Genomic DNA, 13,255 nt, shown 5'->3' on the forward strand with positions numbered 1-13,255 from the left:
GCTTGCGACTTGCCGCTGCGTCGTTTATTGCGGACTCGCACGAGTACTTGAGAGCAGAGATTTCAGACTCGCCGCCTTAGGTTTGACGAGCCAGAAACGACGCAAATAGTCATCGAGGTTTTCAGCGAGGTTACGACCCCACTCGCTGTCGGTTTCCTCGACGTATTCGTTCAGCACGCGTTGCAGGTGGCTGCGATAGGATTCCATCGCCTCACCGCTGATCCGCTGGATTTCCACCAGTTCGTGGTTGACCCGGTCAACGAAGCTGTTGTCCTGGTCGAGCACGTAGGCGAAACCACCGGTCATGCCTGAGCCGAAGTTGTAGCCGGTCTTGCCCAGGACGCAGACGAAACCACCGGTCATGTACTCGCAGCAGTGATCGCCCGTGCCTTCAACCACGGTGTGAGCACCGGAGTTACGCACGGCAAACCGCTCGCCCGCAGTGCCGGCGGCAAACAACTTGCCGCCCGTGGCGCCGTACAGGCAGGTGTTGCCGATGATGGCACTGTCCTGAGTCTTGTAGACGCTGCCCTTCGGCGGAACGATAACCAGCTTGCCGCCAGTCATGCCTTTGCCGACGTAGTCGTTGGCATCGCCTTCCAGGTACATGTTCAGGCCGCCGGCGTTCCATACGCCGAAGCTCTGACCGGCCGTCCCTTTGAAGCGGAAGGTGATCGGCGCGTTCGCCATGCCTTGGTTGCCGTGTTTGCGGGCGATTTCACCGGAGATCCGCGCGCCGATCGAACGGTCGCAGTTGCAGATATCCAGGGCGAAATCAGCGCCGCTCATGTCGTTGATGGCCGAGGTGGCCATGTCGACCATTTTCTCGGCCAGCAGGCCCTTGTCGAACGGCGGGTTGCGGTCGACCTGGCAGAATTGGGGCTTGTCTGCCGGGATGTGATCGCTGCCGAGCAACGGGGTCAGGTCCAGGTGTTGCTGCTTGGCGGTCTGGCCTTCGAGGATATCCAGCAGATCGGTACGACCGATCAGCTCTTCAAGGGAGCGCACGCCCAGCTTGGCCAGCCACTCGCGGGTTTCTTCGGCGACGTAGGTGAAGAAATTCACCACCATGTCGACGGTCCCGATGTAGTGATCCTTGCGCAGCTTCTCGTTCTGAGTGGCGACGCCGGTGGCGCAGTTGTTCAGGTGGCAGATGCGCAGGTATTTGCAGCCCAACGCGATCATTGGCGCGGTGCCGAAGCCGAAGCTTTCAGCGCCGAGGATCGCGGCCTTGATCACGTCGAGGCCGGTTTTCAGGCCGCCGTCGGTCTGCACCCGGACTTTGCCGCGCAGGTCGTTGCCACGCAGGGTCTGGTGGGTTTCGGCCAGGCCGAGCTCCCACGGAGCACCGGCGTATTTGATCGACGTCAGCGGCGATGCACCGGTGCCGCCGTCGTAGCCGGAGATGGTGATCAAGTCCGCGTAGGCCTTGGCCACACCGGCGGCGATGGTGCCGACGCCCGCTTCTGCAACGAGCTTCACCGAGACCAGGGCCTTCGGGTTGACTTGTTTCAGGTCGAAAATCAACTGCGACAAGTCTTCGATCGAATAGATGTCGTGGTGCGGCGGCGGCGAAATCAGGGTCACGCCCGGCACCGCGTAACGCAGCTTGGCGATCAGACCGTTGACCTTGCCGCCTGGCAGCTGCCCCCCTTCACCGGGCTTGGCGCCCTGAGCGACTTTGATCTGCAGCACTTCAGCGTTGACCAGGTATTCCGGGGTTACACCGAAACGGCCAGTCGCGACTTGCTTGATTTTCGAGCTCTTGATGGTGCCGTAGCGCGCCGGGTCTTCGCCGCCTTCGCCGGAGTTGGAACGCGCACCGAGGCGGTTCATGGCTTCAGCCAAGGCTTCGTGGGCTTCCGGCGACAGGGCGCCCAACGAGATACCGGCGGAGTCGAAGCGCTTGAGCACCGATTCCAGCGGTTCGATCTCGCTGATGTCCAGCGGCGTGTCCAGGGTCTTGACCTTGAACAGGTCGCGGATCATCGACACCGGACGGTTGTCCACCAGCGCCGTGTATTCCTTGAACTTGCTGTAGTCGCCCTGCTGCACAGCGGCTTGCAGGGTATTGACCACGTCCGGGTTGTACGCGTGATATTCGCCACCGTGGACGAACTTCAGCAGACCGCCCTGCTGGATCGGCTTGCGCGGGCTCCAGGCTTCGGCCGCCAGGGCTTTCTGCTCGGCTTCGATGTCGACGAAACGCGCACCCTTGATGCGGCTCGGTACGCCACGGAAGCTCAGCTCACAGACTTCTTCAGACAGGCCGATGGCTTCGAACAACTGCGCACCGCGGTACGACGTAATGGTCGAGATACCCATCTTCGACAGGATCTTCAACAGACCTTTGGTGATGCCTTTGCGGTAGTTCTTGAACACCTCATAAAGGTCGCCCAGCACTTCACCGGTACGGATCAGGTCGCCCAGCACTTCGTAGGCCAGGAACGGATAGACCGCCGAGGCGCCGAAACCGATCAACACCGCAAAGTGATGCGGGTCACGAGCAGTGGCGGTTTCCACGAGGATGTTGGAGTCGCAACGCAGGCCTTTCTCGGTCAGGCGGTGGTGCACCGCGCCGGTGGCGAGCGAAGCGTGGATCGGCAACTTGCCCGGGGCAATGTGGCGGTCACTCAGCACGACCTGGGTGCGGCCAGAGCGCACGGCTTCTTCAGCCTGATCGGCGACGTTGCGGATGGCCGCTTCGAGGCCGACGCTTTCGTCGTAGTTGAGGTCGATGATCGCGCGCTCGAAGCCCGGACGATCCAGGTTCATCAGCGAACGCCACTTGGCCGGCGAAATGACCGGCGAGCTTAGGATCACGCGCGAGGCGTGTTCCGGCGACTCCTGGAAGATGTTGCGCTCGGCACCGAGGCAGATCTCCAGCGACATGACGATGGCTTCACGCAACGGGTCGATCGGCGGGTTGGTGACCTGCGCGAACTGCTGGCGGAAATAGTCGTACGGCGTGCGCACGCGCTGGGACAGCACGGCCATTGGCGTATCGTCGCCCATCGAGCCGACGGCTTCGTAGCCCTGCTCGCCCAGCGGACGCAATACCTGGTCGCGCTCTTCGAACGTGACCTGGTACATCTTCATGTATTGCTTGAGCTGGTCGACATCGTAGAAAGCCGAACCGTGGTCGTTGTCTTCCATGGTCGCCTGGATGCGCAGGGCATTCTTGCGCAGCCATTGCTTGTACGGATGACGGGACTTCAAGCGGTTGTCGATGGCGTCGGTGTCGAGGATCTGACCGGTTTCGGTGTCCACGGCGAAGATCTGGCCCGGGCCCACACGTCCCTTGGCGATCACGTCTTCAGGCTGGTAGTTCCAGACGCCGATTTCCGAGGCCAGGGTGATGAAACCGTTCTTGGTGGTGACCCAACGCGCCGGACGCAGACCGTTACGGTCGAGCAGGCACACCGCGTAACGACCATCGGTCATTACCACGCCGGCCGGGCCGTCCCACGGTTCCATGTGCATCGAGTTGTATTCGTAGAACGCCCGCAGATCCGGGTCCATGGTTTCGACGTTCTGCCACGCAGGCGGAATGATCATCCGCACGCCACGGAACAGGTCGATGCCACCAGTGACCATCAGCTCGAGCATGTTGTCCATGCTGGAGGAGTCGGAACCGACACGGTTGACCAGCGGGCCGAGCTCTTCCAGGTCCATCAGATCGTTGGTGAACTTGGTGCGACGGGCCACGGCCCAGTTACGGTTGCCGGTGATGGTGTTGATCTCGCCGTTGTGGGCGAGGAAGCGGAACGGCTGCGCCAACGGCCATTTCGGCAGGGTGTTGGTCGAGAAGCGCTGGTGGAACACGCAAATCGAGGTTTGCAGGCGCTGATCGCTGAGGTCTGGATAGAAGGCGGTCAAATCCGCCGGCATCATCAGGCCTTTATAAATGATGGTCTTGTGCGAAAAGCTGCAGATGTAGTGATCGGCATCGGCAGCGTTGGCCACGGACGAGCGACGACGGGAGGTGAACAGCTTGATCGCCATGTCCTGGTCGCTCAGGCCTTCACCGCCGATGTACACCTGTTCGATCTGCGGCAGGCGCTCCAGGGCCAGACGGCCGAGGACGCTGGTATCGATCGGCACTTTGCGCCAGCCGATAAGCTGCAGGCCGGCGGCCAGAATCTCGCGGTTCATGTTCTCGCGAGCGGCTTCGGCTTTGACCGGGTCCTGGTTGAAGAAGACCATGCCCACGGCATATTGCTTGGGCAGTTCGACGCCGAAGGTTTCCTGGGCGATGGCTCGCAGGAACACGTCCGGCTTTTGAATCAGCAGACCGCAACCGTCACCGGTCTTGCCGTCGGCGTTGATCCCACCGCGGTGGGTCATGCAGGTCAGGGCCTCGATGGCCGTTTGCAAAAGGGTATGACTGGGCTCGCCCTGCATATGGGCTATCAGGCCGAAACCGCAGTTATCCTTGAATTCATCTGGTTGGTACAGACCTGCTTTCATAGACACTTTCTCACCAGGCTGCCTCTTTTCGAGGCAAATTTCTTTTCAATTCAACCACTTGCGTTCCGCGCCGAACGTTCGCCGGCTTTAGCGGGGGCAAAAGGGTGGTCATTGTACACAGCGACACAGAGGCTCACAAATTTGACGACGAACTGTCGCAAATCTATGTCGCATTTGTGAAAGGTTTAAAGCGATCTGCTGTGCTAGTCAAAACTTTTTTAATTTTGACCGCAACGACTCAAAGACTACTGTGACGCAGACACCACAAGGCACGCGGCCTGTAGAGGCGGCATGCACTTGTAGAAATTTTGAGGTGCTTGGAGAGGCGGCCTGGGTAAGGCCGCCGAATCTTCAGCGAGTTGTTGCCAGTTCCTGTTGGACGCTGGCGACAGTGCGAGGCCAAGGTTTACCAGCCTGAACCTTCGCTGGCAAGGCCTTGATGGCGGTCAGGGCTGCATCGCGGTTGGCGAAGTTACCGTAGGTGATGACGTAAAGCGGCTTGCCGTTGAGGACTTTCTTGAAGTAACGGTACTCGCCGCCCTGCTCTTTCACGAAGTTTTGCGCGGTCGCTTCGGAGCTGGTGCCGAGGATCTGCACCACGTAGTTGCTGGTAGGCTGCCCGGCGTACCAGGTGCCACCAGCGCCTTTCGCAGGAGCGGCGGCTGGCTTCTCGACAGGCTTGGCGGTGGCCACGACGGCTGGCTTGGCTGGCGCTGGGGCCGGCTTCACGGCTGGCGCAGTCGGGACTGGCTTGGCGGTCGCAACCTGAGTCGGCGCAGGCACCGGTTTGGCGGCAGGCGTCGGCGCAGGGCCAGGCTGGATGCCCGCCGGCGGCGCAGTGGTGGTCACGGTTGGCGGTGTAGCGCTGGAACCTTCGACCGGCACGCCGTCGTCGCCTTCGGTGATGCCACCGGCGGCTTCGGCCAGCGGACCGCGCATGACCGGTTGCGAATTGCCGACCAGCGGCAATGGCATCGGCTGCGAATTACCGGCGAATTCGACGGAAGGTGCCCCGCCGCTATTAGGTTGTGGCGTGCCCTGGCCGAGCGGCAGTTGCGCCTGTTCGTTGGCCGGCGCGCCGGTGGTCGGTGCTTTGCTGCGGCCCGGCATCAACCAGGCGGCGGCTACCGCGACCACGACGACGGCGGAAATCGCCAATACGTGTTTCTTCGGCATGTTGAACCCCATACTTGGACGCTTGACCGCTGAGCGGCTGGCAATCATGGCTTCGATCATTGCATCGCGGGCAACCTGGTTGATGTTGCCAGGCCAGCCGTCGGAGCTTTCGTGAATATCAGAGATCTGATCTGCGGTAAAAAGTTCGATACCCCGGCCGGCGCCTTCGAGCCGCTGGTCCAGGTATTCGCGGGTTTCTTCTTCGGTGTAAGGCTGCAACTCAATGACGTGGAAGCGTTCTTCCTCGAGGCTCAGCGCGTCCAGTTGCGCAATCAGCGACGACTCACCGAACAGGAACACATGCGGACGACCTTCCGGCGCACCGGCGGCCAGGGCCAGCAAGGCCTCCAGCGCGGATTCGTCGAGCTGCTCGGCGTCATCGACCAGCAAATAGACCTCCTGCCCGGTCAGCGCCAGTTGCACGACCTGCGACAGAATCGCATTGACCTCCGCCTGGGCAACGTTCAGCGCCTGGGCCACCTGGTGCAGCACGCCAGCCGCATCGCCAGCGCCACGGGCGGAAACCACCACGCTTTGCACCGATTGCTTGTTGGTGCTGGCCACCAGGGCCTGGCGCAACAGGGTCTTGCCGCTGCCCTGCGGGCCGGTGACCACCAGCAGCAACTGGCTATAGCGCGCCAGATGATGCAGCTGCCCCAGCACCGGTTTGCGCTGGGCCGGGAAGAATTTGAAGCCAGGCACCCGTGGAGCAAAAGGGTCATGACTCAACTGGTAATGGCCGAGGAAAGCCTCGTCGGCATGCAAACTAGTCATCGGGATCTTATTAACCTTTAAGCTGAGCCAGGGCGCGGTAATCCGCTCCCAGCGTGGCCTGTAAAACTTCTTTCGGATAATCGTCGGTCACCACCGCTTCGCCCATGTGGCGCAGCAGCACCAGGCGTAAACGACCGTCGATCACTTTCTTGTCAATTGCCATGTGTTCTAGAAAATCGGCTTCAGTCATCTCTTCAGGCGGGATGACCGGCAGGCCGGCACGCTGAAACAGGCGAATGCCGCGATCGCGTTCTTGCTCGCTGATCCAGCCCAATCGCGCGGACATTTCCAAAGCCATTACGGTGCCAGCAGCGACGGCTTCACCATGAAGCCAGACACCATAGCCCATATGGGTTTCGATAGCGTGGCCGAAGGTGTGGCCCAGGTTCAACGTGGCACGAACACCGGTTTCCTTCTCGTCGGCACCGACCACTTCAGCCTTGGCGGCGCAGGAACGCTCGATGGCATACGTCAGGGCGACCTGGTCCAGGGCGCGCAGGCGATCGACGTTTTCTTCGAGCCAGGTCAGGAATGGCTCGTCGCAGATCAGCCCGTACTTGACGACTTCCGCCAGCCCCGCAGAGAGTTCGCGGGCCGGCAGGGTGTTGAGGGTCGCGGTATCGATCAGCACGACGTTCGGCTGATAAAACGCGCCGACCATGTTCTTGCCCAGCGGATGGTTGATCCCGGTCTTGCCGCCCACCGAGGAGTCGACTTGCGACAGCAACGTGGTCGGGACCTGGATGAAATCGACACCGCGCTGATAGCAGGCAGCCGCGAAACCGGCCATGTCGCCAATCACACCGCCACCGAGGGCGATCACCGTGGTACGGCGGTCGTGGCGTGCAGTCAGCAGGCCGTCGAAAATCAGTTGCAGGGTTTCCCAGGTCTTGAAGGCTTCGCCGTCGGGCAGCACCACGGAAATCACCGAGAACTGCGCGAGGCTGCGGGTCAGACGTTCGAGATAGAGCGGCGCAACGGTCTCGTTTGAGATGATCGCCACTTGCCGTCCGCGGATGTGCGGTGCCAGCAGTTCCGGCTGATCCAACAAACCTTCGCCAATATGAATCGGGTAGCTGCGCTCGCCTAGATCGACCTTGAGTGTCTGCATGTGTCCCCACAGTGAAGATGGAATCAGGCGTCCTGCCTTGAATTAACGAATGTCCACGGCGTCTGCTGGTGTGACGCCGTTCGGTAGCCATCCGCCACAACCATGAGCAGTCGTGACAGGACGCCGAGGATAGCGCATTTCGCGCCTCGCTTTAACGGGGAGGTAGTTGCTGCAAGCGTTCGAGAATATCGAGCACGACCATTCGCGGCGGCCGCTCATCGGTTTCAACCACCAGGTCAGCGATTTCCCGATACAGCGGGTCGCGGATCGCCAGCAGATCCCGCAGGGTCTTGGCCGGATCAGCGGTGCGCAACAAGGGGCGATTGCGATCGCGGGACGTGCGGCCGACCTGCTGCTCGACAGAGGCATGCAGATAGACCACCCGACCGCCGGCGTGCAACGCCCGACGATTGGCTTCGCGCATCACCGCGCCGCCACCGGTCGCCAACACCACGCCATCGCAGCCGCACAGCTCGGCAATCATCGCCTGCTCGCGGTCACGAAAGCCCGGTTCGCCTTCTTTATCGAAAATCCACGGGATATTGGCGCCCGTGCGCAATTCAATTTCCTTATCGGAATCTTTGAACGGCAGGCGCAGCTCTTTGGCCAGCAACCGGCCGATGGTGCTTTTTCCAGCCCCCATCGGTCCAACAAGAATCAAATTTCGCACAGAATCAATGACTCACAGCAATCGCCTGGTTATTCATGATACGCGGAGTGAGAAATACCAGCAGCTCGGATTTTTTCTCCGAAACCACATCACGCCGGAAAAGGCGGCCAAGATACGGCACATCACCGAGAAATGGCACCTTATCTACAACCTTGCTCTGAGTATTTGAGAAAACCCCACCAATCACGATGGTCTCGCCATCATTGACCAGGACCTTGGCATTGACCTCGTTTTTCTTGATCGGGGGTACATCCTGGACCTTGTTCAGGTAATCCGGCTCATCCTTGGTCACCTTGACCTCCATGATGATCCGGTTGTCCGGGGTGATCTGCGGAGTGACCTCAAGGGACAGCGACGCTTCCTTGAACGACACCGACGTGGCACCGCTGGAACTGGCTTCCTGATAGGGAATCTCGGTGCCCTTGAGGATTTTCGCGGTCTCCTTGTCGGACGTGACCACCTTGGGTTGTGAGACGATTTCGCCGTTACCGGTCTTCTCCATTGCGGTCAGCTCCAGGTCCAGCAACACGTTATCGGTGATGAAGGCGATGCCGATCCCCGAGGTGTTGCCCGCAGCGCCCAGGTCGACAAACGGCGAGTTGGTGCTGGTGCTGCCCGGAGTACCGATAGTGGTCGAAGAGCCATTGCTGACGCCGGATGTGTTCCAGTTGCCCTTGTTCTGCACCGAACCGCCCCAGCGCACGCCGAGGCTTTTGTCGTAGTCGACGTTGGCTTCGACGATTCGCGCCTCGATCATCACCTGACGCACCGGGATATCCAGTTGCGCGACGATGCGACGAAGTTCGTCGAGTCGGTCCTGGGTCTGGTAGGCAATGATGTTGTTGGTCCGTTCATCAACCGTGATCGAACCCCGCTCGTCGATTTTCGCTTCGGCACTGGTCACCGACGTGAACAGCTTGGCGATGTCGGCGGCCTTGGCGTAGTTGACCTGCAGCAATTCGCGACGCAAAGGCGCGAGCTCGGAAATCTGCTTCTGCGATTCCAGTTCCTGACGTTCACGCGCGGCGATTTCATCGGCCGGCGCCACCAGCAGGACGTTACCGATCTTGCGCTTGTCCAGGCCTTTGGTTTTCAGCACCAGGTCCAGCGCCTGGTCCCACGGCACGTTCTGCAAACGCAAGGTGATGCCGCCCTGCACCGTGTCGCTGGCCACCAGATTGAGGTTGGTGAAATCAGCGATCAGTTGCAGCACCGAACGCACATCGATGTCCTGGAAATTCAGCGAGAGTTTTTCACCGGTATAGGCAAAACGTTCGGCGTTGCGCTTTTGCAGGTCGTCGACGGTCATTGGCCGAATGCTGACCGTCAGCTTGTTGTCGGTCTGGTAGGTCGAATAATCGAAGGCTCCACTAGGCTCGATACTGATCGTGGCCCGATCCCCCGTGGCGCTGGCATTGACGAACTGCACCGGGGTGGCGAAATCCTTGACGTCCAGGCGCACGCGCAACGGTTCTGGCAATTGGGTTTTGGCGAATCCCAGGATGATCTTTCCGTCGCGCTCCTGGATGTCCGGGGCGATGGACGGATCCGACAGATCAATCACTACATTGCCTTCACCCTGCGTACCGCGCTGGAAATCCACACCGCGAATGGCTTTGCCCACGGGCGCATAGGCTTTCGTCGGGGCGGGCATTGCAGTCGCGGCGCGAGGCGCGCGGGTAGTCGGCCGAGGCGTTTTGTTATTGGCGCCTTGCCCGACCACCACAATCAGGTTGTTGCCGTCGACACGGGCGCTGTACGGGGTCAACTGGGTCAGATTGATGATTAGCCGCGTCCGGTCCTTGGCTTCCACCACCGTCGCGCTACGGGCATTGCCACCACCCAGCTCACGACTCTTGCTCGAAAGCTGATTGACGACCCCGGGCAGATCCAGCGCGATTCGTGCCGGCGACTCGGTCGTATAACCGTGAGGTTGTGGGGGCGGGCCATCGAAAGACAACTTCAACTCGACACGATCACCCGGCAGCGCAGCAACATCCAGCGCTTTGAGGTTGGCCGCTTGTACCATCGGCGACAGCAACGCTATCCATAGCGAGATACCGAGGGTTGAGAAAATCCTGTTCATTATTCGAGTTCCACTATGAGTGCTCTTTCAAAGGGATGGTTCGTGGCCGTTCCAGCCAGGCGCCTTCGCCGTCGGGAACGATTTCGACCACATCGACTTGCGAGCCGCTGATGGCGACGATCCGTCCATCGTTACGCCCCAGGTAATCGCCGACTTTCAGCCGATGCACCCCGCCTGCCCCGCGCAACAGCGCAAAGGAGCCGGTGGCATTGGAGATCGTGCCGACCATTTCAAACTGCTCGATGTTGAAACCTTCGAGGTATTGCCTGGCCCGGTTGGGGTCGGGTTTGACGTTGCGCGAGCCGCGCTTCTGCCCCGCCAGATCGACCCTGACCTGCCGAGAAAACGGGCTGCGCAGGTTGGCAGCGTTATAGGTGAACGTTGGGTAAGACCGGAATGTCGGCGTTGGTTCAATCTTGCCCGGCGGCCGCAGACGGACTTCATTCATGAAGGCGTCGAGGTCGCCGACGTCATTGCCGTTGCCGCAACCGGCCAGGCCGGCGAGCAACACAACCATCGACATGCAACGAATCGGGTTCATTTCTGCAACCCCTTGTCGTTGTAGCGATAGGTCTTGGCAAGGATGCTCATGCGTAGTTTCGGACCGCCCTCGGGGTCGGCCGGCGCAAGGTCGAAATCATGCAGCGTAACGATCCGCGGCAACCCGGCCACGCCACTGACGAACGTCGCCAGGTCGTGATAGGCACCCGTCACGGTGATCTGGATCGGCAGTTCGATGTAGAACTGCTGGGCAACCTCCGGCAACAGCTTGATCTCTTCGAACTCCAGCCCGCTACCGAGGCCGGTGCGGGTGATGTCCTCCAGCAGCCCGGGCACCTCGGTATCGCTGGGCAATTGCCGCAGCAACACGCCAAAAGAGTTCTCCATCTCTTTCATCTGCTGGGTATACAGCTCCAGGTTTGCCGCCATGTGCGCCTTGTTCGCGAATTGCTCCTTGAGGGTCGACTCCTCTTCACGCTTGAGTCCGAGGTGATCTTCCTGATCGCTGATGTAAAAGGTGTAGCCGAGGGTCAACACCAGAACCATGAGCAAGACGCCCGCCAGGGCCTTGATCGCTGGTGGCCAGGACCCCATGTTGTTGGTGTCCAGATCGTTGATGTCGATCTTGCGCAGGCTTTCGAACCATTCCGAGGGGCTCATTTGCCAGCCTCCACAACGGCGGGCTGAGTCTGACGGACGGTCAACTGAAAGACGTTGGCCTGATCCAGCTGACCGGCGGTGGTGGCTTTGACTTCCGTGAGACTCGGCGCATCAAACCAGTCGGACGCATCCAGATTGCGCATCAGGTCCGAAACACGATTGTTCGATTCCGCTGCACCGGTAATGGACAGGGTTTTTCCGGCCATTTTCACTTCGGTGAAATACACCCCGTCAGGCAGGGTACGCGCCAACTGGTCGAAAATCCGCCCACTGATCGGACGGTTACCTTGCAGGTCCTGGATGATGCGCATGCGCTCGACGAGCTGCTGGCGACGGGACTTCAGGTCGCTGATCTGCTTGATGCGCTCGTCGACCACGGCAATCTGTTTGCCGATGTATTCGTTACGGGCCACTTGTCGGTCAATGGCGCTGCTGATGACCTGGTCCGCGATAAAAATCGCGCCCACCGAGCACACCAATACGCCGACCAGCGCCAGCAAAAAGCGCTTGCGGCGCTCTTCACGCAGCTCTTCGCGCCAGGGTAAAAGATTGATCCGTGCCATCAGTCGAAACTCCTGAGGGCGAGCCCGCAAGCGATCATCAGTGCTGGCGCATCGCTCGCCAGGGCCCCGGCGTTGACCTTGCTGCTCAATGCCATGTCGGAGAACGGATTGGCCACCTGGGTTGGCGTGCCCAACCGCTGCTCGATCAGGCGGTCAAGCCCCGGGACCGACGCGGTACCGCCAGCCAGCAGAATGTGATCGACCGCGTTGTACTGACCGGATGCGAAGAAGAACTGCAACGACCGGAAAACCTGCTGCACCAGCGCATCGCGAAACGGTTGCAAGACTTCGCTGACGTAGTCATCCGGCAACCCGCCCTGCTTCTTCGCCAGCCCCGCCTGTTCGACGGTCAGGCCATAACGACGCTGGATTTCCTCCGTGAGCTGACGACCGCCGAACAATTGTTCCCGGGTGTAGATGATCCGCCCGTTGTACAGCACGCTCAGGGTGGTCATGGTCGCGCCGATGTCGACCACCGCCACGGTCAGCCCCTCCTGAGAGACCGCCAGTTGCCCCGCCAGCAAGGAGAACGACCGCTCCAGCGCATAGGCCTCGACATCCACCACTCGCGCGGTCAGGCCGGCCAGCGCCAGGGCAGCTTCACGCACCTCCACGTTTTCCTTGCGACAGGCCGCCAGCAGCACATTGACCCGTTCGGGGTTACGCACCGACACGCCCTGGACTTCGAAGTCGATGGCGACTTCATCCAATGGATAGGGGATGTACTGATCGGCCTCGATCTTCAGCTGGTTTTCCATCTCGTCATCGGAAAGACCTGCGTCCATCTCGATGGTTTTGGTGATGACTGCCGAACCGGCGACGGCCACGGCGACATTCCTGAGGTTGGTTTTGGCCTTGAGCAGCACGCGCGCGAGTGCCTGGCCCACGCCTTCGAGCTCGGCGATATTTTTTTCGACCACTGCGTTGGTAGGCAAGGGCTCGACCGCATAGGCCTCGACCCGATAACGCTCACCCTGGCGACTTAGCTCAAGCAACTTCACCGAGGTGGAGCTGATGTCGATGCCCAGAAGCGTATTGGCTTTTTTATTGAAGAGTCCTAGCACTACCAATTCCCTATGACTATCCGTGTCTTACGGACTCTGTAATACCCATTGCGTTCAAACCACCCGTCTTGACAGCAGCGCAAATGACGCCCTCGACGGAAAAATGCTTATAATGCCCAGCGATTTTTTCCGGTTTTTACTGCAAGCGCGGGTCGTTCCCTGTTATCTGAACCCTGTTGC

General features: G+C 60.3%; 9 protein-coding genes. All 9 read right to left on the reverse strand.

Going from position 1 to position 13,255, the window contains the following annotated elements; all coding sequences use genetic code 11:
• Positions 1-24: 24 nt before the first annotated feature.
• The 9 genes from gltB to FBY01_RS24445 all read right to left on the reverse strand — a co-directional run bounded on the left by gltB (position 25) and on the right by FBY01_RS24445 (position 13,075).
• A complete protein-coding gene (gene gltB, locus FBY01_RS24400; RefSeq protein WP_145309903.1) occupies positions 25-4,470 on the reverse strand; it encodes a glutamate synthase large subunit in 4,446 nt (1,481 codons plus the stop codon).
• 351 nt (positions 4,471-4,821) lie between these two features.
• On the reverse strand, positions 4,822-6,420 hold the full coding sequence (locus FBY01_RS24410) for an SPOR domain-containing protein (protein ID WP_010464417.1): 1,599 nt from the start codon (positions 6,418-6,420) through the stop codon (positions 4,822-4,824).
• Positions 6,421-6,430: 10 nt separating this feature from the next.
• The gene (aroB, locus tag FBY01_RS24415; RefSeq protein WP_145309901.1) at positions 6,431-7,531 is read right to left on the reverse strand and encodes a 3-dehydroquinate synthase; all 1,101 of its coding nucleotides are present in this window, start codon (positions 7,529-7,531) and stop codon (positions 6,431-6,433) included.
• Positions 7,532-7,682: 151 nt separating this feature from the next.
• Complete coding sequence (aroK, locus tag FBY01_RS24420; RefSeq protein WP_010464421.1) at positions 7,683-8,201, reverse strand: shikimate kinase AroK; 519 nt, start codon at positions 8,199-8,201, stop codon at positions 7,683-7,685.
• A 4-nt stretch (positions 8,202-8,205) separates the two neighbouring features.
• Positions 8,206-10,287 carry a type IV pilus secretin PilQ gene (gene pilQ / locus FBY01_RS24425; RefSeq protein WP_042932443.1) on the reverse strand — a complete coding sequence of 694 codons (2,082 nt, stop codon included), beginning with the start codon at positions 10,285-10,287 and terminating at the stop codon, positions 8,206-8,208.
• A 13-nt stretch (positions 10,288-10,300) separates the two neighbouring features.
• Positions 10,301-10,828, reverse strand: a complete 528-nt coding sequence (locus tag FBY01_RS24430) for a pilus assembly protein PilP (RefSeq protein WP_145309899.1) — start codon at positions 10,826-10,828, stop codon at positions 10,301-10,303.
• The gene (gene pilO / locus FBY01_RS24435; protein ID WP_010464427.1) at positions 10,825-11,448 is read right to left on the reverse strand and encodes a type 4a pilus biogenesis protein PilO; all 624 of its coding nucleotides are present in this window, start codon (positions 11,446-11,448) and stop codon (positions 10,825-10,827) included. Before pilO ends, FBY01_RS24430 begins: the two co-directional genes overlap by 4 nt.
• A complete protein-coding gene (locus FBY01_RS24440; RefSeq protein WP_010464430.1) occupies positions 11,445-12,011 on the reverse strand; it encodes a PilN domain-containing protein in 567 nt (188 codons plus the stop codon). The genes pilO and FBY01_RS24440 overlap by 4 nt, the downstream gene beginning before the upstream one ends.
• Complete coding sequence (locus tag FBY01_RS24445) at positions 12,011-13,075, reverse strand: pilus assembly protein PilM (RefSeq protein WP_010464432.1); 1,065 nt, start codon at positions 13,073-13,075, stop codon at positions 12,011-12,013. The genes FBY01_RS24440 and FBY01_RS24445 overlap by 1 nt, the downstream gene beginning before the upstream one ends.
• Between the last annotated feature and the right edge of the window lie 180 nt (positions 13,076-13,255).

It is taken from the genome of Pseudomonas sp. SJZ077 (assembly GCF_007993905.1).
Lineage (GTDB): Bacteria > Pseudomonadota > Gammaproteobacteria > Pseudomonadales > Pseudomonadaceae > Aquipseudomonas > Aquipseudomonas mandelii.